The 23,725-nt window shown below is 42.7% G+C and carries 21 protein-coding genes and 1 riboswitch; of the genes, 18 read left to right on the top strand and 3 right to left on the bottom strand.

The window, feature by feature from the left end; translation table 11 throughout:
• Nucleotides 1-41 precede the first annotated feature (41 nt).
• Nucleotides 42-263 carry a small acid-soluble spore protein SspI gene (gene sspI / locus MHB79_RS12965; RefSeq protein ID WP_003216243.1) on the bottom strand — a complete coding sequence of 74 codons (222 nt, stop codon included), beginning with the start codon at nucleotides 261-263 and terminating at the stop codon, nucleotides 42-44.
• Between the two features lie 113 nt (nucleotides 264-376).
• Between sspI and MHB79_RS12960 the strand changes: the two genes are divergently transcribed.
• From MHB79_RS12960 to pheT, 3 genes are all read left to right on the top strand, one after another.
• Nucleotides 377-1,120: a TrmH family RNA methyltransferase gene (locus MHB79_RS12960; protein ID WP_137055308.1), complete on the top strand. Its 744-nt coding sequence runs from the start codon at nucleotides 377-379 to the stop codon at nucleotides 1,118-1,120.
• Between the two features lie 377 nt (nucleotides 1,121-1,497).
• On the top strand, nucleotides 1,498-2,532 hold the full coding sequence (gene pheS, locus MHB79_RS12955) for a phenylalanine--tRNA ligase subunit alpha (protein ID WP_050943608.1): 1,035 nt from the start codon (nucleotides 1,498-1,500) through the stop codon (nucleotides 2,530-2,532).
• A 15-nt stretch (nucleotides 2,533-2,547) separates the two neighbouring features.
• On the top strand, nucleotides 2,548-4,962 hold the full coding sequence (gene pheT, locus MHB79_RS12950) for a phenylalanine--tRNA ligase subunit beta (protein ID WP_340989924.1): 2,415 nt from the start codon (nucleotides 2,548-2,550) through the stop codon (nucleotides 4,960-4,962).
• Nucleotides 4,963-5,000: 38 nt separating this feature from the next.
• Here pheT and rnhC read toward each other — a convergent pair whose 3' ends face one another.
• On the bottom strand, nucleotides 5,001-5,924 hold the full coding sequence (gene rnhC, locus MHB79_RS12945; protein WP_340989921.1) for a ribonuclease HIII: 924 nt from the start codon (nucleotides 5,922-5,924) through the stop codon (nucleotides 5,001-5,003).
• A gap of 134 nt (nucleotides 5,925-6,058) precedes the next feature.
• Between rnhC and zapA the strand changes: the two genes are divergently transcribed.
• The 15 genes from zapA to MHB79_RS12870 all read left to right on the top strand — a co-directional run bounded on the left by zapA (nucleotide 6,059) and on the right by MHB79_RS12870 (nucleotide 22,947).
• Nucleotides 6,059-6,316 carry a cell division protein ZapA gene (zapA, locus tag MHB79_RS12940; protein WP_012010831.1) on the top strand — a complete coding sequence of 86 codons (258 nt, stop codon included), beginning with the start codon at nucleotides 6,059-6,061 and terminating at the stop codon, nucleotides 6,314-6,316.
• Between the two features lie 7 nt (nucleotides 6,317-6,323).
• Complete coding sequence (locus MHB79_RS12935; RefSeq protein ID WP_003216761.1) at nucleotides 6,324-6,857, top strand: CvpA family protein; 534 nt, start codon at nucleotides 6,324-6,326, stop codon at nucleotides 6,855-6,857.
• A gap of 114 nt (nucleotides 6,858-6,971) precedes the next feature.
• Nucleotides 6,972-8,684, top strand: a complete 1,713-nt coding sequence (polX, locus tag MHB79_RS12930) for a DNA polymerase/3'-5' exonuclease PolX (protein WP_335343176.1) — start codon at nucleotides 6,972-6,974, stop codon at nucleotides 8,682-8,684.
• A 21-nt stretch (nucleotides 8,685-8,705) separates the two neighbouring features.
• The gene (locus MHB79_RS12925; RefSeq protein ID WP_340990605.1) at nucleotides 8,706-11,063 is read left to right on the top strand and encodes an endonuclease MutS2; all 2,358 of its coding nucleotides are present in this window, start codon (nucleotides 8,706-8,708) and stop codon (nucleotides 11,061-11,063) included.
• A 14-nt stretch (nucleotides 11,064-11,077) separates the two neighbouring features.
• Entirely contained in the window at nucleotides 11,078-11,482 is a 405-nt protein-coding gene (locus tag MHB79_RS12920) for a DUF350 domain-containing protein (RefSeq protein ID WP_008345990.1), read from the top strand.
• A gap of 163 nt (nucleotides 11,483-11,645) precedes the next feature.
• Complete coding sequence (locus MHB79_RS12915) at nucleotides 11,646-12,101, top strand: immunity 63 family protein (protein ID WP_340989919.1); 456 nt, start codon at nucleotides 11,646-11,648, stop codon at nucleotides 12,099-12,101.
• Nucleotides 12,102-12,202: 101 nt separating this feature from the next.
• Nucleotides 12,203-13,924: an AMP-binding protein gene (locus tag MHB79_RS12910; RefSeq protein WP_226803814.1), complete on the top strand. Its 1,722-nt coding sequence runs from the start codon at nucleotides 12,203-12,205 to the stop codon at nucleotides 13,922-13,924.
• Between the two features lie 167 nt (nucleotides 13,925-14,091).
• On the top strand, nucleotides 14,092-14,676 hold the full coding sequence (locus MHB79_RS12905) for a TetR/AcrR family transcriptional regulator (RefSeq protein ID WP_003216590.1): 585 nt from the start codon (nucleotides 14,092-14,094) through the stop codon (nucleotides 14,674-14,676).
• Between the two features lie 26 nt (nucleotides 14,677-14,702).
• Nucleotides 14,703-15,482: an enoyl-CoA hydratase gene (locus MHB79_RS12900; RefSeq protein ID WP_003216795.1), complete on the top strand. Its 780-nt coding sequence runs from the start codon at nucleotides 14,703-14,705 to the stop codon at nucleotides 15,480-15,482.
• Nucleotides 15,483-15,513: 31 nt separating this feature from the next.
• Nucleotides 15,514-16,287: an electron transfer flavoprotein subunit beta/FixA family protein gene (locus MHB79_RS12895; RefSeq protein ID WP_012010823.1), complete on the top strand. Its 774-nt coding sequence runs from the start codon at nucleotides 15,514-15,516 to the stop codon at nucleotides 16,285-16,287.
• Nucleotides 16,288-16,331: 44 nt separating this feature from the next.
• A complete protein-coding gene (locus MHB79_RS12890) occupies nucleotides 16,332-17,309 on the top strand; it encodes an electron transfer flavoprotein subunit alpha/FixB family protein (protein ID WP_003216494.1) in 978 nt (325 codons plus the stop codon).
• A gap of 75 nt (nucleotides 17,310-17,384) precedes the next feature.
• Complete coding sequence (locus MHB79_RS12885; protein WP_113387212.1) at nucleotides 17,385-18,863, top strand: alpha-N-arabinofuranosidase; 1,479 nt, start codon at nucleotides 17,385-17,387, stop codon at nucleotides 18,861-18,863.
• Nucleotides 18,864-19,108: 245 nt separating this feature from the next.
• Nucleotides 19,109-19,423, top strand: a complete 315-nt coding sequence (trxA, locus tag MHB79_RS12880) for a thioredoxin (RefSeq protein ID WP_003216330.1) — start codon at nucleotides 19,109-19,111, stop codon at nucleotides 19,421-19,423.
• 139 nt (nucleotides 19,424-19,562) lie between these two features.
• A complete protein-coding gene (gene uvrC / locus MHB79_RS12875) occupies nucleotides 19,563-21,335 on the top strand; it encodes an excinuclease ABC subunit UvrC (RefSeq protein ID WP_050943614.1) in 1,773 nt (590 codons plus the stop codon).
• Between the two features lie 63 nt (nucleotides 21,336-21,398).
• Nucleotides 21,399-21,576: riboswitch (Lysine riboswitch) on the top strand.
• Between the two features lie 141 nt (nucleotides 21,577-21,717).
• Nucleotides 21,718-22,947: an aspartate kinase gene (locus MHB79_RS12870; protein WP_061409010.1), complete on the top strand. Its 1,230-nt coding sequence runs from the start codon at nucleotides 21,718-21,720 to the stop codon at nucleotides 22,945-22,947.
• Nucleotides 22,948-23,112: 165 nt separating this feature from the next.
• Here MHB79_RS12870 and MHB79_RS12865 read toward each other — a convergent pair whose 3' ends face one another.
• Nucleotides 23,113-23,556 (bottom strand): YslB family protein, encoded by a 444-nt coding sequence (locus MHB79_RS12865; protein ID WP_003216293.1) that lies wholly within the window; start codon nucleotides 23,554-23,556, stop codon nucleotides 23,113-23,115.
• Between the last annotated feature and the right edge of the window lie 169 nt (nucleotides 23,557-23,725).

The raw sequence follows: 23,725 nt of genomic DNA, 5'->3' as shown, positions 1-23,725 counted from the left end.
ATGAAAAAGCCGGTTTGCTATGATAAGCAAACCGGCTTCTTTTATTGCTGCTGATGAGGCTTTAAGCCTTGCTCTAATGTTTCAAGAATCTCGTTTTTCTCGTTTTCTGATGCTTCTTGCCATAGCACTTCGAACAACACGCCAAGGCCTGGCAGCATTTTTTCCTCACCGCTTTGAATGGCATCTAAAATCGTATGCTCAAGCTGCTCTTGATTATGGCCAGTGATGTTTTGAATGACTGCGCCTCTTAAATTAAAATCCATTGCCCACACTCCTTTTTTGATGGTAATAGCCCTATTCTGTCTCAAAGACAGGTTTATTATGTAGTGTGCATGAGATATAATAAATTCATGATATTTAAAGGAGTTAAAGTCGCTTGAAATATATAGAATCAGCTAAAAACACAAACATTAAACAGTGGAAAAAGCTCCATACGAAAAAAGAACGAACGAAAACGGGGCTGTTTCTCGTGGAGGGAATCCACTTAGTGGAAGAAGCATTGAAGAGCGGAGTTGTGAAAGAATTAATGGTCACATCGCCTGATAAGCTTCCTTCTCATATTGATCCGGACATTGAACTTTATGAACTGAGCGAGGAAGCCTTTTTTGCCATGACCGAAACGGAAACGCCTCAGCACATCGCGGCAGTTTGTACAGTTCCTGTATTTGAAGAAAAGAAGTATGAACGACTTCTTCTATTAGATGCAGTGCAGGACCCAGGGAATCTAGGCACACTCATTCGGACAGCAGATGCTGCTGGACTTGATGCTGTGATCTTAGGCGATGGAACAGTGGATGCGTTTAACGGAAAAACGCTCCGTTCCGCACAAGGGTCACATTTCCACCTGCCCATTTTAAAGCAAAGCCTTCAGCAGACCATACCAGCATGTAAGGAGCAAGGCATTCCTGTATACGGAAGTGCTTTAAATAAGGCGAAAGCGTATAGAAGCGTAACGGCAGAAGGTTCGTTTGCATTAATTGTGGGCAATGAAGGCGCGGGTATAAACCCAGAGATTCTGCAAATGACAGACCATAATTTATATGTGCCAATGTATGGACAGGCAGAATCATTAAATGTGGCTGTTGCAGCAGCTGTTCTTGTCTATCATTTGCGTGGATAGTGTTGCAACATGCGCTTATTTTCACTATAATGAAACTAATATTTTAAAAACCATGATAGAGGAAGATTGTTTCAAGGAGCGGCCTTATAGGGAGAATGCATCGTAGACTGAAAGTGCATTTAAGGAATGCTGAAACAGGAATTCACCTCTGGAGTTGTCACCGGGACCGCAAGCTTTGCGTAAAGGTGAACCGGATTCGTTTGATTCCGTTATGTCAATGAAGCTTATTCGCACATGTATTTGTGCTTAACAAGGGTGGTACCGCGACCACAACTCGTCCCTTCTTTTCTAGAGGAGACGGGTTTTTTTATTGTCTTCAAACGATCAAACAGCCGTTTATCCAGACGGTTTTGTATATCAAAAGGAGGATTACACTCATGCAAGAAACGTTAAAACAGCTTGAATTAGAAGCGATAGCGAAGGTTGAAGCAGCTAGCTCGCTCAAAGAAGTCAATGACATTCGTGTTCAATATTTAGGGAAAAAAGGGCCGATCACAGAGGTGCTTCGCGGAATGGGCAAGCTTTCCGCAGAAGAAAGACCAAAAATGGGCGCACTCGCAAACGAAGTGAGAGAGCAGATTGCTGGTGCTATTGCTGAAAAAAATGAACAGCTAGAAAAAGAAGAAGTGAAGAAGAAACTTGCGTCACAAACGATCGATGTTACATTGCCAGCAAGCCCAATCAAAATGGGGGCAAGACATCCATTAACGATTGTTGTCGAAGATATTGAAGATTTATTTATTGGTATGGGCTATACCGTTGAGGAAGGTCCTGAGGTAGAAACGGATTATTATAACTTTGAAGCGCTGAATCTTCCAAAGGAGCATCCGGCACGTGATATGCAGGACAGCTTCTATATTACCGAGGATACACTGCTTAGAACACAAACGTCACCAGTTCAAGCACGTACACTCGAAAAATATAAAGGACAAGGTCCTGTGAAGATCATCTGCCCTGGAAAAGTATATAGACGTGATAGTGATGACGCGACTCATTCACATCAATTTATGCAGATTGAAGGGCTTGTTGTCGATCACAATATTAGCATGAGTGATTTAAAAGGTACGCTTGAGACAGTCGCAAGAAAAATGTTTGGTGAAGATCGTGAAATTAGACTGCGTCCAAGCTTTTTCCCATTCACAGAACCATCTGTCGAAGTGGATGTGTCTTGCTTTAAATGCGGAGGAAAAGGCTGTTCTGTATGTAAAGGAACAGGCTGGATTGAGATTTTAGGAGCTGGGATGGTTCATCCAAATGTCCTGAAAATGAGCGGATTTGATCCAGAAACTTACCAAGGCTTTGCTTTTGGAATGGGTGTTGAACGGATTGCGATGCTCAAATACGGCATTGATGATATTCGCCATTTCTACACAAATGATATTAGATTCACAAAGCAATTCAAGCAGGACTAAGAGGAGGAAATCAACATGTTTGTTTCATATAAATGGTTAGAAGACTATGTCGATTTAGAAGGCATTCAGCCGGATGAATTAGCAGAAAAAATCACAAGAAGCGGAATTGAAGTGGAAGCCGTTGAATATAAAGGTGAAGGCATTAAAGGAGTTGTCGTTGGACACGTCGTGGAGCGAGAACAGCACCCAAATGCCGACAAATTAAACAAATGTCTCGTAGATATCGGAGAAGACGAACCGGTTCAAATTATTTGCGGAGCTCCGAATGTGGATAAAGGACAATATGTGGCTGTCGCAACGGTTGGCGCAGTCCTTCCTGGGAATTTTAAAATTAAAAAAGCAAAGCTGCGCGGCGAAGAGTCTCATGGCATGATTTGTTCTCTGCAAGAATTAGGTGTAGAAAGCAAACTCGTACCAAAGGAATATGCAGAAGGTATTTTTGTTTTCCCAAATGACGTCAAGCCCGGAGATGATGCCCTTCAGGCACTTCAATTAGACGATGCGGTACTTGAGCTTGGCTTAACGCCAAACCGTGCGGATGCCCTGAATATGCTAGGTGTCGCCTATGAGGTTGCAGCCATTTTAGGGAAGGATATCAAACTTCCTGATACAGCACATGACACGTCTTCAGAAAAAGCAGCAGACTATATTTCAGTGAAAATTGAGGATCAAGAAGCGAATCCACTTTATGCTGCGAAGATCATTAAACATGTAAAGATTGGACCAGCACCGCTTTGGATTCAAACAAGATTGATGAATGCAGGCATTCGCCCAATTAACAACGTCGTCGATATTACGAACTTTGTACTGCTTGAATACGGTCAGCCGCTTCATGCATTTGATTATGACCGCTTTGGTTCAAAGCAAGTGGTCGTACGTAAAGCGACTGATAGCGAAAGCATTCAAACACTTGATGAGCAAGAGCGTACACTTTCATCAAAGCATCTTGTGATCACTAATGGGACGAAAGCGCACGCTGTCGCAGGCGTCATGGGCGGTCTTGAATCAGAGGTGCGTGATGAAACGACAACAATTCTTTTAGAAGCGGCATATTTCAACGGTCAAACAGTCCGTCAAGCATCTAGAGACTTGGGGCTTCGCAGTGAATCAAGTACACGATTTGAAAAAGGACTTGATCCGCAGCGTACGAAATCAGCAGCCGAAAGAGCAGCGCAACTGATCAGCATCTATGCAGGTGGTGAAGTGCTAAGCGGGACTGTGGAGGAAAACCACCTTGAAACAAGTATGAATGTCATCCAAGTATCTACTGAGCGTGTGAACAAGGTGCTTGGCATGAGCATTTCAAAAGAAGATATGATTCAAATTTTCAACAAATTGGGCTTTACAGTAGGCGAATCAAATGACGTTCTTGTTGTAACGGTTCCTTCTCGTAGAATGGATATCACGATTGAAGAAGACCTCACTGAAGAAGTTGCGAGATTATATGGCTACGATAATATCCCGTCTACACTGCCTGCGACAGCTGGTACAGTTGGCGGTCTCACGCCATATCAAGTGAAGCGCAGAAAGGTGAGACGCTTCTTAGAAGGCGCAGGTCTTTCTCAAGCGATCACGTATTCATTGACAAATCAGCATAAGTCTACAGCTTTTGCATTGAATCCAGCTTATAAAACGAGACTTTCCCTGCCAATGAGTGAAGAACGAAGTGTGCTTAGACAAAGTCTTCTGCCAAACTTACTTGATTCTGTTGCATATAACTTGGCAAGACAAGCTGATTCATTTGGTTTTTATGAAACGGGTTCTGTGTTCTTAGCAGGAGCTGAAGGAGCAAAACCGGTGGAAAAAGAGCATGTCGCTGGTGCGCTGACAGGCTTATGGCATAAAAATCTTTGGCAGGGCGAGAAAAAAGCTGTCGATTTTTATGTAGCGAAAGGAATTGCAGAAGGTCTATTTGAAAAGCTTGGTGTATCAGACCAAATCACATATGTTCAAGCAGAGCGTGAGGGTCTTCACCCAGGTCGTACAGCAGATGTTCATTTAAATGGAAAAGTCATTGGGTTTGTTGCTGCACTTCATCCAGTTATTGAAAAGGAATTAGATTTAAAAGAAACATATGTCTTCGAGTTTGATTTAACAGATGTGATGACGTCTGAATCGAAGGATATGAAATATACAGCAATTCCGAGATTCCCTGCTGTGACAAGAGATATTGCACTTGTTGTAGATCAGCATATCTCAAGCGGACAGCTGGAGCGCGTCATCTATGAGGCAGGCGGGGATTTACTGACTGATCTATCCGTCTTTGACGTGTATGAAGGTGAACATATGGAAGAAGGCAAAAAATCTGTTGCATTCTCTCTCCAATATTTAAATCCGGAACAAACATTGACAGAGGAAGAAGTCACGGCTGTTCATACAAAAGTATTGAAAGCATTAGAAGATACGTATCAAGCCGTCTTGCGCGGTTAAAGAAAAAAGAGCTAAGGCCATATGGGCCTAGCTCTTTTTTATAACCATTTTTTCGCTTTTTGTGTGTTGGCAAAATGCAGCTTTGTAAATTGACGTAAAGCCTCTTCGCCGTGCAGCTTGATGAGCTTTGCAGCCGCCTTGTCTACATGAGGACCGGCTCCTTTTGGAATGTCAAACCCTGCTGCTTTAGATAACTTATCCATTTCAATTAAAAAAGAGTACCTTGCAATAATGGATGCGGCAGCAACTGACAAATGAATGCCTTCTGCTTTTGTGCTAAAGTACGTCCGTTCCCGAATAATTTTTTTTCCAGCAAGATGCTTGAAATAAATACCCGGTTCTGCAAATTGGTCAATTAAAATAGCTTCAGGCTGTTTCCCATCTAATTTCTCCAGCACAGAGGTGATGACTTGGTTGTGAAGGAGCGCCTTCATTTTTCCTTGGCTCATGCCCTTTTCCTGCATCGCATTGTACTTTTCATTTCGGAGTACGAGCAGGCTGAACGGAATGGTTTTGATGAGATCTTTGGCAATGTTGATAATTTGCGGGTCTTTTAGGCCTTTTGAGTCTTTTACGCCAAGCTCTTTCATGAGAGCAAGCTTGCTTGAATCGACATAGGCGGCACAGACCGTTATCGGTCCAAAATAATCACCTGTTCCTACTTCATCTGAACCGATGACGGACATAGAAGCAATCCCTGACGGCGGACTGTATTTTGTGACAGCAGGTGCTTTTGGGCTTTTCGTATCAGCTGCTTTTAAATGGCTGAATTGACTGGCTTCAGCTTCAGCCTTTTGTCCTTGAAATAGCACTTTTCCAGATCGATAGGCTGTAATTGTACAGCCAGGAACCTTTGCTTGAAAAAGGGCGCCTGATGGTAACGTATCAGTTAAGTGGTGCGCATACGCGCTCTTCATTTTTTTAAGGTCTTCTGATGTTGCTTTTAAGACGGATTGGGGCACAGTGGATAACTCCTTTTTACCTTGATATCATTGATTTCTAAAGTGTACCATAACAGGGAAGGGCTCGTCTTTCCATTCAATGTCTAAACATGTTATGATAGAGACTAGGATTCTCGTGGAATGGAGGAGAAACGTTGTCTGACGGCGGTAAAACGAAAACAACAGTTGAGATTTACGGACAGTCCTATACGATCATCGGTCAAGAAACGAAGATGCATATGCGACACGTTGCTTCAATTGTTGATGATAAAATGAGAGAAATAAATGAAAAAAACCCATACCTTGATATAAACAAATTAGCTGTACTGACAGCAGTCAATGTCGTCCACGACTACTTGAAATTAAAAGAGCAATACGAAAAACTAGAGATTCAGCTTAAAGAAAAGGAATGAAATTACCGTGATCGATATCATCATTTTGTTTTTGCTTCTTATGGGAACGCTTGTCGGTCTAAAACGCGGGTTTATTCTTCAATTTATTAAATTGATCAGCTTTGTTGTTTCTATCTTAGTGGCTTCCATGTTTTATCAGTCACTTGCACCACAGCTTACGTGGATTCCAGCACCTAATTTTAGCGGCGGTCAAGCGCAGCTCGCTTTCTTTAGTGGGAATCTAGAAACAGCTTATTATAATACCATTGCGTTTATCATTCTGTTTATCTTGACCAAAATCCTGCTCGCCATCATTGGCGGATTGCTCACAACCATTGCAAGTATACCTGTGATTAAACAGGTCAACAAACTGCTTGGCGGTGTTTTAGGATTTCTTGAAACCTATCTATTTGTATTTATTCTCTTGTTTGTCGCTGCATTACTTCCAGTCGATGCACTGCAAACAATGTTGAGCAAATCCATATTAGCAGATGCGATCGTAAGCAACACCCCTTATCTGTCCGGTCTTGTTAAAGACTTATGGACGACGTATGGAGTTTAAAAACTTCTCCTTTCTTGGAGAAGTTTTTTCTCATTCCATGACAGAAAGTTGTAGGATGAAGGAAAAGTTTGTATATTTATAAAGGAAGATGCCAAAGCGGCTGGAGGATGAGAGATGAATAAAAAAGATATTATCAAACTTCTTGAAACAATTGCAGTATATATGGAGCTAAAAGGAGATAATCCTTTTAAGATTTCTGCCTTTCGTAAAGCAGCAGCGGCACTGGAGCAAGATGACCGCAGCCTTTCTCAAATAGATGATCTACTAGCATTACCCGGCATTGGAAAAGGAACCTTTGCTGTGATCACTGAGTATATCGAAAAAGGACAATCAGAAACACTCGAACAATTAAAAAAGGAAGTGCCTGAAGGACTTGTCCCGCTTTTGAAATTGCCAGGACTCGGCGGCAAAAAGATCGCTAAGCTTTACCAAGAGCTTGGCGTCCATGATGCACAGTCTCTAAAAGAAGCATGCGAAGCGGAAAAGGTACAAGCGCTTGCTGGTTTCGGCAAAAAAACAGAAGAAAAGATTCTCGCAGCTCTTGAGGAAGCAGGAAAGCAGCCGGAACGACTACCAATTGGCTTTGCATTAGATGTGGCAGAGCGGATTGATTATGCGCTTGAAGAGATGAAAGGTATCATCCGTTTTTCAAGAGCCGGCAGTTTAAGACGTGCACGCGAAACCGTCAAAGATTTAGATTATATCATTGCAACAGACAATCCTGAGCAAGTCAGAGAGCAGCTTGTTGCACTTGATGATGTGAAAGATGTCATCGCAAGCGGTGATACGAAGGTATCTGTTGTGCTTGCCCTTGATTTTGAGATCAGTGTCGACTTCCGGCTTGTGACAGTAGACCAATTCGCAACTACACTGCACCATTTCACTGGCTCAAAAGATCACAATATTCGAATGCGTCAGCTTGCGAAGGAACGCGGAGAGCGCATTAGCGAATATGGTGTGGAAACAATTGAAACTGGAGAAGTAAAAACGTTTGAAGACGAGAGCGCTTTTTATGCACATTTTCAACTTCCGCTCATTCCGCCAGAAATTCGTGAAACCGGAGCGGAGATTGATACGTATAAAGAAAGTATGCAGTTTGTAGAACTGAAAGATATCAAAGGCGACCTACATATGCACTCGACATGGAGTGACGGAGCCTTCTCTATTCGTGAAATGGTGGAAGCATGTATCGCAAAAGGCTATGAATACATGGCGATTACAGATCACTCGCAATATTTAAAAGTAGCCAACGGCTTAACAAAAGAACGTTTGCGTCTGCAAGCAAAAGAAATTGACAAGCTTAATCAGGAATTCGAGCATTTTCACATTTTCAAAGGGGTCGAAATGGATATCCTGCCGGATGGATCGTTAGATTATGATGATGACTTTTTAAAAGACATGGATTTTGTCATTGCGTCTATTCATTCTAGCTTCTCTCAGCCGGAAGAAGTCATTATGGAACGCCTTGAAAATGCCTTGCGTAATCAGCATGTCGATTTAATTGCACATCCAACAGGCCGTTTGATCGGCAGACGGGATGGCTATGCCTTAAATATAGATCAACTCATAGAGCTTGCGAAGAAAACGGGCACTGCACTTGAGCTCAACAGCAATCCGTCAAGACTTGATTTAAAAACAGAGCATTTAATCAAAGCAAATGAAGCGGGTGTGCACATCATGATCAATACAGATGCGCACAACATCGCCATGCTGGAACATATGGAAGTCGGTGTAACAGCTGCAAGAAAGGGCTGGACACCAAAAGCAAATGTCGTGAATACTTTTACTCTAAACGAGATCAAAAAGTTTTTAACGCGTGACAGGTAGTCGTTAGGAGGCTGGACCATGCTGCAACAAAAAGTGTTAGCATCATTAGAATTTCATAAAGTAAAAGAAAAAGTGATGTCCTATACCGCATCCACATTAGGAAAAGAAAGAGCGCAGGATTTAACACCTCTGACGGATATAGAAACCATTCAGCATTTGCTGGAAGAGGTAGCAGAAGCGCAAGATGTGATCCGCTTAAAGGGATCAGCGCCATTTGGCGGGTTAACAGATATTAGACGCGCAGTGAAACGGGCAGAAATCGGCAGTACATTAAGCCCTTCTGAGCTGATGGAAATCGCAGGGCTATTATATGCGGTGAAAAATATGAAGCACTTTCTCACGTCCATGTATGAAGATGGAGTAGATATACCGCGCCTTCAGACATATGCTGAGACACTGATATTACTGCCTGAAATCAGAAAAGAAATCGAAAGCTGTATTGGTGATAATGGAGAAGTGCTTGATCATGCAACTCCTGCCCTTCGTTCATTACGCATTCAATTACGCTCACTAGAATCAAAGGTCCGCGATAAATTAGAATCGATGATTCGTTCACAATCGGCTTCGAAAATGCTGTCAGACACAATTGTCACCATTCGTAATGACCGGTTTGTTATTCCGGTGAAACAAGAGTACCGCTCGAATTACGGCGGAATTGTTCATGACCAGTCTTCATCAGGGGCGACCCTTTTTATTGAGCCGCAAGTGGTCGTGGATGTAAATAACACCTTGCAGCAAACCCGTTTAAAAGAGAAGCAAGAGGTTGAAAAGATCCTGCAAATGCTGACAGAGAGCGTGTCAGAGCACATTGGGGAACTGCTTCACAATGTAAAGGAACTGCAGACGCTAGATTTTATTTTTGCTAAAGCTAAATATGCAAAGACAGAAAAAGCCACAAAACCTGCTGTGAATGATCAAGGAGAAATCTATTTAAAACGAGCAAGACATCCTCTATTGCCCCGGGATCAAGTTGTCGCAAATGATATTGAGCTCGGTAAAGATTTTTCAACGATCGTGATCACTGGACCAAATACAGGGGGAAAGACCGTTACTTTAAAAACGCTAGGTCTTCTGACGCTGATGACACAGGCGGGCCTCCATATTCCAGTTGAAGAAGGCTCTGAAGTGGCTGTGTTCGACCAAGTCTTTGCTGATATTGGAGACGAACAATCCATTGAACAAAGCTTGAGTACGTTCTCATCTCATATGGTCAATATTGTCGATATCTTAAAGCATTTGACTTCTAATTCTCTCGTCTTATTTGATGAATTAGGGGCAGGAACAGACCCAGCTGAAGGTGCGGCACTTGCGATGAGCATATTAGATGAAGTGCATCAAACGAATGCACGTGTCATCGCAACGACTCATTACCCCGAGCTGAAGGCATATGGGTATAACCGGGAAGGCGTCACAAATGCAAGCGTGGAGTTTGATATTGAAACCTTATCACCAACGTACCGCCTGCTCATCGGTGTGCCTGGACGAAGCAACGCATTTGAAATTTCAAAGCGTCTTGGTTTGCCAGATCACCTTATAGACCGGGCAAAAGCAGATATGCATGCAGAGCATAATGAAGTAGACCAAATGATCGCTTCATTAGAAGATAGCAAGAAACAAGCAGAAGAAGAACTGCATGAGACAGAAGTCTATAGAAAAGAAGCAGAAAAGCTTCATAAAGAATTGCAAAGACAAATTCTTGAATGGAATGAGCAAAAGGACAAACTGCTTGAAGAAGCTGAACAGAAAGCGAAAGAGAAAATTGAACAAGCATCAAAAGAAGCAGAAGATATCATTCAAGAGCTCCGTTCAATAAAAAGTGAGCACCGCTCATTCAAAGAGCATGAACTCATCGATGCGCGAAAGCGTCTTGAAGAAGCTGTTCCTGAGTTTGACAGGAAAAAGAAGCCAGAGCCAGCGAAAAAAGCAGTAAGACAGCTGAAGGCAGGCGACGAAGTCAAAGTGCTTACCTTCGGGCAAAAAGGAACGTTGCTTGAACAAACAGGCGACAAAGAATGGAGTGTCCAAATGGGCATTCTGAAAATGAAGGTAAAAGAAAAAGACATGGAATTTATCAAATCAGCACCTGAATTTAAGCAAGAAAAAGCCATCACGGCAGTCAAAGGGAAAGATTATCATGTCTCGCTGGAACTCGATTTAAGAGGCGAGCGTTATGAAAATGCCTTAAGCAGAGTCGAAAAATATTTAGATGATGCTGTATTAGCTGGTTATCCGCGCGTGTCTATTATTCACGGTAAAGGAACTGGCGCCCTTAGAAAAGGGGTTCAGGAATTATTGAAACAGCATCGAAGTGTGAAAAATGCTCGTTTTGGCGAACAAGGTGAGGGAGGATCAGGCGTCACCATCGTCGAATTAAAGTAAAAAGGAGAAAACGCATGAAAGCCTTTTGGGAAAATGAACTTGTGGAAATTGCCGCCTATTATAGCGTGGCCGTCCTGTGTCTCGTCTTATTTCTAACCATTTTTGAACTCGTCACCTCCTATAAGAATTGGGAAGAGATTCAGCGGGGGAACTTAGCCGTTGCCATGGCAACAGGCGGGAAAATCTTTGGGATTGCGAATGTATTTCAACATTCAATCGCACAGCACAATTCCCTTCTTCAAATGATTGGATGGGGCGTATACGGCTTTGTGATGCTGCTTGTCAGCTATTTCATTTTTGAATTTTTAACACCACGTTTTAAAGTAGACAAAGAGATTGAAAATGATAATAGAGCGGTCGGGTTTATTTCACTCATCATTTCAGTTGGGCTGTCTTACGTAGTAGCAGCCGGCATTTAAGGAGACGACATGGAAAAGCTAGCAAAAGTATTAATCGTAGTTGCCTGCACTTTTGCGGTCATTGGTGCCGTTTATCTGTTCCTGTGAAATGAAAAAAACAGGCGTTAGAAAGCTGTCAGGGAATCCCTTGGCAGCTTTTATCTCATCAAAGGCGGCGAATGACATGAAGCACATTCTGCAAAAAGACGAACTAATCAAGCGCATTGATACTTGTCTTCAAATGACATCCCTTCCAAGAGACATATACAAACCGTATATTGCACGTCCATTTCAAACGTCAGGATTTTTTGATGATTTGAGTCCCTATATTCAAATCGATTCGAGTGGTTATATCCTCATTCAATATGAACGAGGCATTCAAATGCTGCATAAAAGAACAAAAGTGGCGGATGAAGTCATTTACTGGATTTTAGAAGACACGATTTTTCTCACGGTTTATATCGACATGATGAGGAAGTATCAAGTCGACAACATCCAGACGCATTTACCGAATGACCCTAGTATCCATCAACAGATCGTAGAAAGAGTCAACGACTCATTTCGTGCAATCGGTGGATTATATAAACAGTGGCATCATGAAGGAAAAAGAGCCTCTATCGAAACACCGGCGAAAAAGTAAACATATGCAATTGAACCAAGCCCTATTAGAAAAAAGCAAACTGCCCTAAGGAAAAGTTTGCTATAATATAATAGTACGAAAGTTCAGGAAGGAGGGTTTTTATGCAGTCAGATAAACGTTGGCTTCTGCATTACCCGAATCAAATTCCCCACGAACTCACCATCCCAAATGAAACATTACAATCTTACTTATTCAGCTCCGCAGAGGCTGCACCTGAGCATACAGCCATTCATTTTCTAGGAAAGAACATCACCTATGAACAGCTGCAAGAAGACGTATTGAAACTAGCCAGTCATCTGCTGAAAATTGGCGTGAAAAAAGGCGACAGAGTAGCGATCATGCTGCCGAACTGTCCTCAATCGGTCATTTCTTATTATGCTGTTTTAATAGCAGGCGGCATCGTTGTTCAAACAAACCCGCTTTATACGGAGAAAGAACTGGAATATCAAATAGAAGACAGCGGCGCCAAAGTGCTGATCACGCTAGATTTGTTGTATCCAAAGGCTTATAAAATGAAAGCGCTGACAAGTATGGAGCACTTAATCGTCACCAAACTACAAGATTATTTACCATTCCCGAAAAACATACTGTTTCCTATTGTGCAAAGAAGAAAAAATAAAATGGTCATCCAAGTGGAGAAAAATGACACCATTCATCACTTCGCGCAGATTATGAAAGAATCGGAAGGTGAACAGCAGATACCCGCACTTGCCTTTGATCCGAAAGAGGATATCGCTGTTTTGCAATATACTGGCGGAACGACCGGGTTACCAAAAGGCGTCATGCTCACACATGAAAATATTTTAGCGAATACTGAAATGTGCGCTTCCTGGATGTATAAAACGACCAGGGGGAAAGAACGCATCCTCGGCATCATTCCGTTTTTTCATGTCTACGGAATGACGACCGTCTTAAATCTTGCTGTCAAAGAAGGGCATTCAATGATTCTACTTCCGCGATTTGACGCAGCTGATACCCTCAAAACGATTGAAAAACAGAAGCCGACGCTCTTTCCAGGTGCACCAACTATGTATATCGCCTTGCTGCATCATCCGAACATTGAAAAGTATGATCTATCGTCCATCACTGCATGTCTAAGCGGCTCAGCGGCACTTCCTGTTGAAGTCAAACAAAGCTTTGAAAAATTAACAGGAGGACGCTTAGTGGAGGGGTACGGACTTTCAGAAACCTCACCCGTCACTCATTCTAACTTTTTATGGGGAGCGAACAAAACAGGCAGCATTGGCTGTCCGTGGCCTAATACAGATGCCGGTATTTATTGCGAGGAAACCGGAGGCCTCAAAGAACCATATGAGCATGGAGAAATCATTGTTAAAGGCCCTCAGATCATGAAAGGATACTGGAATCAGCCAGAGGAGACAGAGGCTGTATTACGAGATGGCTGGTTTTTCACCGGAGATATAGGGTATATGGATGAGGACGGTTTTTTCTATATCGTCGACCGGAAAAAAGATGTCATCATTGCGAGCGGCTATAATATTTACCCAAGAGAAGTCGAAGAAGCCCTTTATGAGCATGAGCTTGTACAAGAAGTCGTCGTCGCAGGTATTCCAGATCCGTACAGAGGAGAAACAGTGAAAGCATTTATTGTAACAAAAAAGGATGCCTACTTAACAGAGGACGAACTTGATCGCTTTGTCAGGACGAGAATTGCCTCATTTAAAGTACCGCGCGTGTATGAATTTAAAGAGTCACTGCCTAAAACAGCCGTCGGGAAGATTTTGCGCAGAGTATTAATTGAAGAAGAAAAAAGAAAGCACGCTTCTTCATCTGAAACGCCTGCCGATCAACCGAAAACATAACGGCTTCATCATCCGGTCCATCGGCCGGATGATTTGAATGTTGACCGCCTCCTCTGGTATGCTAAAGGTGGAAAAGAAAGAAGAAGATCACTTGACAAATCGCCCGTTTCTTTTTAACATAAAGTTATGAATGAATACTCATTCAATCCAGAAAGGGACGAAGCACATTGAAGCAGAAAAGACCGAAGTACATGCAAATTATTGATGCAGCAGTTGTGGTGATTGCAGAGAACGGCTATCACCAATCACAAGTTTCAAAAATTGCGAAACAAGCAGGGGTAGCAGACGGAACCATTTATCTTTATTTCAAAAATAAAGAGGATATTTTGATCTCATTGTTCAAAGAAAAAATGGGACAATTCATCGAACGAATGGAAACAGATATTCAAAAGAAACCGTCGGCGAAAGAAAAGCTTCTACTGCTTATTGAGGAGCATTTTCGTATGCTTGCGCAAAATCATCATTTGGCTCTTGTGACACAGCTTGAACTCAGGCAGTCAAACCTTGAGCTGCGGCAAAAAATCAATGAGGTGCTGAAAGGGTATTTAAATATGCTCGAGTCGATATTAGCAGAAGGAAAGAAAACAGGAGAATTCAGACAAAATCTAGATGTCCGCTTAGCGAGACAAATGGTATTTGGGACGATTGATGAAACCGCTACAACATGGGTCATGAATGATCAAAAATATGATCTTCCTGCACTCGCAGAAAACGTACGTGATCTACTCTTAAACGGAATACATCAATCTTAAAGACATTTTGAAAAAGGATGATTGACATGGAAAAGATACTCACCTTACATCATGAAGGACAGACAGCACTTATCACGATTCAGCATCCACCAGCAAACGCCTTATCTTCTCAGCTGCTCACCGAGCTTAATGACATGTTTGACCAGCTCGAACAAAATGAAGAAGTAAGAGCCATTGTGATCCACGGGGAAGGAAGATTTTTCTCAGCAGGAGCTGATATTAAGGAATTTACGACGTTACAGGAAGAGTCTGACTATTCAAGCCTTGCAGACAGAGGGCAGCAGGTCTTTGAACGGATTGAACAATGTCCAAAACCGGTCATTGCCTCAATTCACGGAGCGGCATTAGGCGGGGGCCTTGAGCTTGCCATGTCTTGTGATATCCGAATCGCAACAAAGGATGCGAAGCTTGGATTGCCGGAACTAAACCTCGGCATCATTCCGGGATTCGGCGGTACGCAGCGCCTGCCGCGCTATGTTGGTTCTGCTAAAGCGCTGGAAATGATGGGTACAGCTGAACCGATTACAGGTGAAGAAGCATTTGCCTGCGGACTTGTTTCAAAGCTGGCAGAAACAGAGGAAGAGGCGCTCGAAGCAGCCAAAACACTTGCGTCAAAATTTGCAACGAAAAGTCCAAAATCACTCGAGTATGTGCTGGATTTATTGAACGCAACAAAATTGTATTCATATGATGGCGGAATGAAGCTAGAAGCCAAAAAGTTCGGTGAGATTTTCCAATCGAATGACGCCAAAGAAGGCATCCAAGCCTTTATCGAAAAGCGCAAACCGAATTTTAAAGGGGAATAAAGGATTCAAACGAAACAAGGGGGAGAAATGGATGAATATATTTGTTTTGATGAAGCGTACGTTTGACACGGAAGAGAAGATTTCCATTCAGTCTGGTGCAATTCAAGAAGATGGAGCAGAGTTCATTATTAATCCTTATGACGAGTACGCCATAGAAGAAGCCATCCAGCTTCGCGACGAGCACGGGGGAGAAGTGACCGTTGTGACAGTTGGCAGTGAGGATGCGGAAAAGCAGCTGAGAACAGCGCTTGCTATGGGCTGCGATCAAGCCGTTTTATTAAATGTGGAAGACGACTTAGAAGAGTGGGATCAATATTCAGCTTCTACGATTCTTTACCATTATTTAAAAGACAAAGAGGCTTCCTTGATCTTAGCAGGGAATGTGGCGATTGACGGTGGCTCTGGACAGGTTGCCCCGCGTCTTGCTGAATTACTTGGGTTTTCATATGTCACAACGATTACAAGTATTCAAATTGACGGCGGCTCTGCTTCGATTGAACGAGATGCAGAAGGTGATGTGGAAGTCATTTCTGCTGAGCTCCCGCTTGTCGTCACTGCGCAGCAAGGTCTCAACGAGCCTCGCTATCCATCATTACCAGGCATTATGAAGGCAAAGAAAAAGCCTTTAGAAGAATTGGAACTGGATGATTTAGATCTGGATGAAGACGATGTGCCATATAAAATCAAAACAATTGAACGTTTCTTACCGGAGAAAAAAGAGGGTGGCAAGGTGCTGAGCGGTGAGCTTCAGGATCAAGTCAAAGAACTGACAGATTTATTAAGAAATGAAGCAAAGGTCATCTAAACATCCACTTTTCGATATCACGAGAACAAGGGGGAACTTGAAAGATGAGTAAAAAAGTTGTTGTACTTGGAGAAAGTCGTGACGGTAAATTAAGAAATGTGACATTTGAAGCGATTGCTGCCGCTCATCAAGTGGCAGATGGCGGTGAAGTCATTGGCGTGTTAATAGGGGATGACGTCAAAGACCAAGCGAATGAACTGCTATACTATGGAGCGGATCATGTCATGATTGTGGAGCATCCGCACCTTTCATATTATACGTCAGATGGTTTTGCGCAGGCACTTCAAGCCATATTAGATCAGGTTGACCCAGATGCCGTCCTCTTTGGCCATACGTCTATCGGAAAAGACTTGTCGCCGAAAATAGCTGCACGCTTGCAGACTGGTTTAATTTCAGATGCGATTGATGTAAGCGTTACCGGAGAACATCTTGTTTTCACAAGACCGATTTACTCTGGAAAAGCCTTCGAAAAAGTGATTTCAACAGATCGTCTGCTTTTGGCCACCATACGCCCGAACAACGTGGCACCTCTTGAGCGGGATGCCTCACGAAGCGGTGACATTACACCGGTTTCTGTCGATATTCAGAACCTGCGAACGATCGTGAAGGAAGTCATTAAAAAAACGTCAGAAGGTGTAGATTTATCTGAAGCAAAAGTTATCGTCGCCGGGGGACGCGGGGTCAAGAGTAAGGAAGGGTTTGAACCGCTGAATGAACTCGCTGAGACGCTGGGCGCAGCAGTCGGTGCCTCGCGTGGTGCCTGTGACGCAGACTACTGTGATTATGCCCTGCAAATTGGGCAAACAGGCAAGGTCGTCACACCTGATCTCTATATTGCGTGCGGGATATCAGGAGCGATTCAGCATTTAGCCGGGATGTCTAACAGTAAAGTCATTGTGGCGATTAACAAAGACCCAGAAGCTGAGATCTTCAAAATTGCCGATTACGGAATCGTCGGTGACTTGTTTGAAGTGGTACCGCTTTTGAATGAAGAGTTAAAAAAGATGAATATCCACTCGTAACGCTCATACACTCAGAATGCCTAGGTATTCTGGGTTTTTTTGTATGTAATCAATACACAAAGGAGCGGTTGATAAGTGAAGGGAACAGTAAAAGTGAATGACGTGATCGGACGTATTTCTAAACACATCTATGGACATTTTCAAGAGCATTTAGGAAGAGGGATTTATGATGGGATTTGGGTCGGAAAAGATTCAGAGATCGATCATATTGAGGGGATTCGTACGGATGTGCTAAAAGCCCTTCAAGCATTACATATTCCGGTGCTTAGGTGGCCGGGCGGCTGCTTTGCAGACGAGTATCATTGGGCAAATGGTGTAGGTGATCTCAGCGAACGAAAGCCGATGGTGAACACTCATTGGGGTGGTACGGTTGAATCCAATGAATTTGGTACACATGAGTTTATGAAATTGTGTGAGCTGCTTGAATGTGAGCCTTATATTTGCGGAAATGTGGGAAGTGGGACTGTTCAAGAATTAGCAGACTGGGTCGAGTACATCACCTTTCCAAAGGGAACACCTATGTCTGATTGGCGCATTCAAAATGGAAAACAAGAACCTTGGGATTTGACCTATGTTGGTGTAGGAAACGAAAGCTGGGGCTGCGGCGGGAATATGACGCCTGAATACTATGCCGATTTATATAAACGATATCAAACGTATGTGAGAGAGTTTGCAGGTCAATCCATATACAAAATTGCGTGCGGAGCCAATTCAAATGATGTGAATTGGACAAAAGTATTAATGGAGCGCGCCGCACCTTGGATGGATGGACTCAGTTTGCATTACTACACTGTACCTGGTACGTGGGAGAAGAAAGGGTCAGCGACTGAATTTGATGAAGATGAATGGTTTATTACGTTGAAAAAAGCCTATGAGATGGAACGGCTTGTCGTGGATCATGGAGAGATCATGGATCGTTATGATCCAGACAAGCGAATCGGGATGATCATTGATGAATGGGGGACATGGTATGACCCAGAACCAGGAACAAATCCAGGGTTTTTGTATCAGCAAAACACACTAAGAGACGCACTTGTTTGTGCCCTTCATTTTCATATCTTTCATCGTCATTGCCAGCGGATTCATATGGCGAATATTGCCCAGACGGTCAATGTTCTGCAAGCAATGGTGTTAACGGAAGACGAAAAGATGCTTCTGACACCTACGTATCATGTGTTTCACATGTTTCAAGTGCATCAAGAGGAAGAAGCACTTGAAGTGGAATTCGTGTCAACGCCTTATGAACGCAGAGGAGAAAAAATACCTCAGGTTAGCGTGTCAGCTTCGCGTTCGTCAGATAAGATGCATATTAGCTTCTGTCACCTGAATCCGCATGAACAAAACGAAGTATCCCTTGCCATTGAAGGTGTGGATGCAGAAACGAAAGTCACGGGCCGCGTGCTGACAGCAAACCGCATGAATGCGCACAACACATTTGATGATCCTCATGCTGTCCAGCCAGCAGAGTTTCAGCAATTTGCTGTAAAACCCGGTGAGTTGAGCATAGAGCTGCCGCCAATGTCTGTGGTGATGATTACGATTGATCTCGCTTGATCGCATATTTAGATGTTTGATGAGCAGGATGTTGGGGCATCATACATTGTAAACGAAGCGGAAAGGGAGTTATTTATATGCTTAGAACGATTCTCATGATTATCGGTGCAATTGTTGTCATTGGTGCGATTGTACGGTTTGTTTTTTAATTCATTTCATAAAAAATGATTCGTAAGCATTTCATTCGCAAGTCACATTGGTAGATGCTATACTAAAAAGCATAATTTACATTGGAGGAATGAATAATGGCAATCGTAAAAGCTACTGACGCAACATTTTCACAAGAAACTGCAGAAGGTGTTGTTATTGCGGACTTTTGGGCACCATGGTGCGGACCTTGTAAAATGATTGCTCCAGTTCTTGAAGAACTTGATCAAGAAATGGGCGATAAAATGAAAATTGTAAAAATTGATGTAGACGATAACCAAGAAACTGCTGGTAAATACGGCGTGATGAGTATCCCAACACTTCTTGTTTTAAAAGACGGTGAAGTGGTAGAAACTTCTGTTGGTTTCAAACCAAAAGAAGCACTTGCTGAGCTTGTTAACAAACATCTATAAACCTGTCTATGCCCAATCGGCATACTCACTAAAGCGGTTCTCGTAAAGACGAGAGCCGCTTTTCTTTCAACATGGTATAAAACAAATGTTCGTGATACACTAGAAGGAGTGAAAGAGGAAAACAAGGACGGATGAAAAGATGAACAAACTGATCAAAGAAAAGCTATCGGTCTTGCCAGATCAACCAGGCTGCTATTTAATGAAAGATCGGCAAAATACAGTCATTTATGTGGGGAAGGCAAAGGTCTTAAAAAATAGAGTACGCTCTTATTTCACTGGATCTCATGACGCCAAAACGCAGCGGCTTGTCAGTGAAATTGAGGACTTTGAATACATTGTCACCTCTTCTAATATCGAGGCACTCATTTTAGAGCTGAATTTAATCAAAAAATACGACCCAAAATACAATGTCATGCTCAAGGATGACAAAACGTATCCTTTTATTAAAATTACGAATGAACGGCATCCTAAGCTGATCGTCACACGCAATGTGAAGAAGGATAAAGGGAAATATTTCGGTCCATACCCGAACGTACAGGCAGCAAGAGAAACGAAAAAGCTGCTCGACCGTTTATATCCTCTCAGAAAATGTAGCACCCTCCCTGACCGTGTCTGTCTCTATTATCATCTTGGACAATGTCTCGCGCCATGTGTGTATGACATTTCTGAAGAAACGAATAAGCAGCTCGTGGACGAAATCATAAGGTTTCTAAACGGAGGACATCAGCAAATCAAAAAAGAACTCACCGAAAAGATGCAGGAAGCCGCCGAACAATTAGAGTTCGAACGGGCAAAAGAACTGAGAGACCAAATCGCTTACATCGACTCAACGATGGAAAAGCAGAAAATGACGATGAGCGATTTATCAGATCGAGATGTTTTTGCATATGCCTATGACAAGGGCTGGATGTGTGTCCAGGTCTTCTTCATTAGGCAAGGGAAATTGATTGAACGCGATGTCAGCCTGTTTCCTATGTATCAAGACCCTGAGGAAGAGTTTCTCACATTTATGGGACAATTTTATGCAAAGAACAACCACTTTCTGCCGAAGGAAATTTTGGTGCCAGATAGCGTAGATCAAGAGATGATTGAACAATTGCTTGAGACGAACGTTCATCAGCCGAAAAAAGGAAAGAAAAAGGATTTGCTTTTACTTGCCCATCAAAATGCCAAAATTGCCTTAAAAGAAAAATTTTCGCTCATTGAGCGTGATGAAGAGCGGTCCATTGGTGCAGTGAAGCAGCTTGGAGATGCACTAAATATTTATATGCCTTACCGGATTGAGGCATTTGATAACTCGAATATTCAAGGTGCAGACCCGGTTTCTGCCATGGTCGTCTTTCAGGACGGGAAGCCGTATAAAAAGGAATACCGAAAATACAAAATTAAAACCGTCACAGGTCCAGATGATTATGCATCGATGCGTGAAGTCATTAGAAGGCGATATACCCGCGTGTTAAAGGATGAGCTCCCGCTACCAGATTTGATTTTAATTGACGGGGGAAAGGGACAGATCAATGCAGCGATAGATGTGCTTGAAAATGAATTGAATCTGTCTGTTCCAGTAGCAGGTCTAGTCAAAGATGAAAAGCACCGGACATCCAATTTGATGATGGGCGATACACTGGAAATTGTTGCACTAGAGCGAAATAGCCAGGCCTTCTATTTATTGCAGCGCATTCAAGATGAAGTGCACCGGTTCGCGATTAGCTTTCACCGGCAGCTGCGCGGAAAAAATGCATTTCAATCTATTTTAGACGATGTGCCAGGTATCGGAGAAAAGCGTAAAAAACAGCTTCTTAAACATTTTGGCTCTGTGAAAAAGATGAAAGAAGCCTCTATCCAAGACTTTCAGGAGGCTGGTATCCCGAAACAAACGGCCGAGCTTTTAATGGAAGCTTTAAAAAAATAGATTGTACTTTTTCCAAAAGTCTGTTAAGATTGTGACTAAATTTAATAAATGAACGTGTTGTTTGTTGAAGATAGAGGTGCGAACTTCAAGAGTAAGCCTTCAGAGATCGATGGGATCTAGGAAGAGGGCTAAAAGGGGAGCGTCGCCGAAGTGAATAAAATCCACTCATTTTATTCGCTGGCTGTACATTGAAGAAATGTAGGGCTGTCAAGAATGTATTTCTTGGAGGGCTATCTCATTGTTTGCATCGTTTGATGATGATTATAAAGCAATGGGAGATCTGTTCTCTCATTGCTTTTTTTATTTGCAGTGAGCAGGCAGTCTCCAAAGCCGCTTCTTGCCTCTTCTCTCACACGTGATCTTTTGAAAAAGGGTGGTAGACATGGGACTAATTGTACAAAAATTTGGCGGAACGTCTGTTGGATCGACAGAAAAAATTCGCAATGCTGCAGAAAGGGTCATCGCTGAACGCGAGGCCGGACATGATGTGGTTGTGGTTGTGTCGGCAATGGGTAAATCAACGGATGTTCTAGTAGACCTAGCGAAAGAACTCACAGATCATCCGAGCAAAAGAGAAATGGATATGCTGCTCGCAACTGGAGAGCAAGTGACCATTTCCTTATTAACGATGGCGCTGCAAGCAAAAGGTTATGATGCGATTTCCTTTACAGGCTGGCAGGCTGGTATGAAAACAGAGCAGGTACACGGTAACGCAAGAATCGTGGACATCGATGAATCAAGAATAAAAGAGGAATTAAGTGCTGGGAAAGTCGTTGTTGTGGCAGGATTCCAAGGAATTGCAGATGACCTGCATATCACAACACTTGGACGCGGTGGATCAGATACGACGGCTGTAGCACTTGCTGCCGCACTAAAAGCGGATAAATGTGATATTTACACAGATGTACCAGGAGTATTTACGACAGATCCGCGCTATGTACCGGCCGCGCGGAAGCTTGCAGGTATTTCATACGATGAGATGCTCGAACTGGCTAATTTAGGAGCTGGTGTCTTGCATCCGAGAGCTGTCGAATTTGCGAAAAATTATCAAGTCCCACTAGAAGTCCGTTCTAGTATTGAAAATGAATCGGGTACGTTAATTGAGGAGGAATCATCCATGGAACAAAATTTAGTCGTCAGAGGCATTGCATTTGAGGATCAGATTACACGCGTGACGGTGTGCGGTCTTTCAAGCGGTCTCACCACATTATCGACCATTTTTACGACACTTGCGAAACAAAATATCAATGTGGATATCATCATTCAGTCCGTCACAAGCACCAATCAGACGTCGATCTCTTTCTCTGTGAAAACGGATGATTTGTCTAAAACAGTTGAAGTGTTAGAAGAATATAAAGGAGCACTTGGCTACGAACAGATCGAGACAGAAAGCAAATTAGCCAAAGTATCTATCGTTGGATCTGGTATGGTCTCAAATCCAGGCGTAGCCGCTGAAATGTTCGCTGTGTTAGCGGAAAAAGACATACAAGTGAAAATGGTCAGTACGTCTGAAATCAAAGTCTCAACAGTGGTTGGCCGTGACGATATGGTCAAAGCCGTTGAAGCACTGCATGATGCGTTTGATTTATCAAAGGTAGCTGCCCATTCTTAAACAGGCAGGGAGGTGTATCTCTTAAAAGAGTGCACCTCTTTTTTATATCCGAAACCCCCATACTAGAAAGGAAAACGTACGTAAACCCATTCACTAAGTATGCTATGATAGAAGAAGGCAAACAAAAAAGGCGTGACCTAAAGTCCGCGCCTTTCATAAAGAGTGTTAGCTAGGGTCTCTTAAATCCCATTTAACGGTTAAAATGACTTTATCAGCACGCTTTTTCACTTGTTCATAAGATTCAGCCACGTGCTCGTTGAGAAGCTGGATTTGTTCAGCAATAAAACCTGCTTCCATCTGAAAGCATGGCTCCTTTTGATAGGTAAGTCGATTTGATACTAGTGGACCTTCGAGCTCAAACTCAATTTCCTGTTTTTTCGAATGGACCATCGTGAGAGTTCCCCATCCGGCATCATGGAAAAATTCGGGGATTTTCTCCCATGACTCTTGAGGGAATTTACGAGCAAGCAGCTTACCCGCAAAATACATCATAGATGAATGATCCTGACCCAAAATATCAGGCAGCAGAACTTCGCGTATCAGCTCGTAGGCAAATCCATTGACTTCAATTTCTTTTAGCTGTTCTAAGTTAGATTCGAATTTATTCATTGTACGGCTCCCCTCTTTCAACAATTTATTATAGCTTATGTGAGCATATGATGACAGAGTTTTCCCTGAAGTCTAAGAAATTCTTATTGTAGTAAAACGAATTTTGATTTAAAACTTTTAAATTTCGGAAAATTTTAATTTATGTACGCGGTTTCTTGACGCTTTTTTG

The organism is Bacillus sp. FSL M7-0558, assembly GCF_038003245.1.
GTDB classification, from domain to species: Bacteria; Bacillota; Bacilli; order Bacillales; family Bacillaceae; genus Bacillus; species Bacillus pumilus.
The sequence above is the reverse complement of the archived record's forward strand: the minus strand, read 5'-3'. Positions and strand labels throughout refer to the sequence as shown.

Coding starts and splice junctions, on each gene's coding strand:
- sspI (WP_003216243.1), bottom strand. CDS start 263: ATGGATTTTAATTTAAGAGGCGCAGTCATTCAAAACATCACTGGCCAT.
- pheS (WP_050943608.1), top strand. CDS start 1,498: ATGCAAGAAACGTTAAAACAGCTTGAATTAGAAGCGATAGCGAAGGTT.
- pheT (WP_340989924.1), top strand. CDS start 2,548: ATGTTTGTTTCATATAAATGGTTAGAAGACTATGTCGATTTAGAAGGC.
- polX (WP_335343176.1), top strand. CDS start 6,972: ATGAATAAAAAAGATATTATCAAACTTCTTGAAACAATTGCAGTATAT.
- MHB79_RS12920 (WP_008345990.1), top strand. CDS start 11,078: ATGAAAGCCTTTTGGGAAAATGAACTTGTGGAAATTGCCGCCTATTAT.
- MHB79_RS12915 (WP_340989919.1), top strand. CDS start 11,646: ATGAAGCACATTCTGCAAAAAGACGAACTAATCAAGCGCATTGATACT.
- MHB79_RS12910 (WP_226803814.1), top strand. CDS start 12,203: ATGCAGTCAGATAAACGTTGGCTTCTGCATTACCCGAATCAAATTCCC.
- MHB79_RS12900 (WP_003216795.1), top strand. CDS start 14,703: ATGGAAAAGATACTCACCTTACATCATGAAGGACAGACAGCACTTATC.
- MHB79_RS12895 (WP_012010823.1), top strand. CDS start 15,514: ATGAATATATTTGTTTTGATGAAGCGTACGTTTGACACGGAAGAGAAG.
- MHB79_RS12890 (WP_003216494.1), top strand. CDS start 16,332: ATGAGTAAAAAAGTTGTTGTACTTGGAGAAAGTCGTGACGGTAAATTA.
- trxA (WP_003216330.1), top strand. CDS start 19,109: ATGGCAATCGTAAAAGCTACTGACGCAACATTTTCACAAGAAACTGCA.
- uvrC (WP_050943614.1), top strand. CDS start 19,563: ATGAACAAACTGATCAAAGAAAAGCTATCGGTCTTGCCAGATCAACCA.
- MHB79_RS12870 (WP_061409010.1), top strand. CDS start 21,718: ATGGGACTAATTGTACAAAAATTTGGCGGAACGTCTGTTGGATCGACA.
- MHB79_RS12865 (WP_003216293.1), bottom strand. CDS start 23,556: ATGAATAAATTCGAATCTAACTTAGAACAGCTAAAAGAAATTGAAGTC.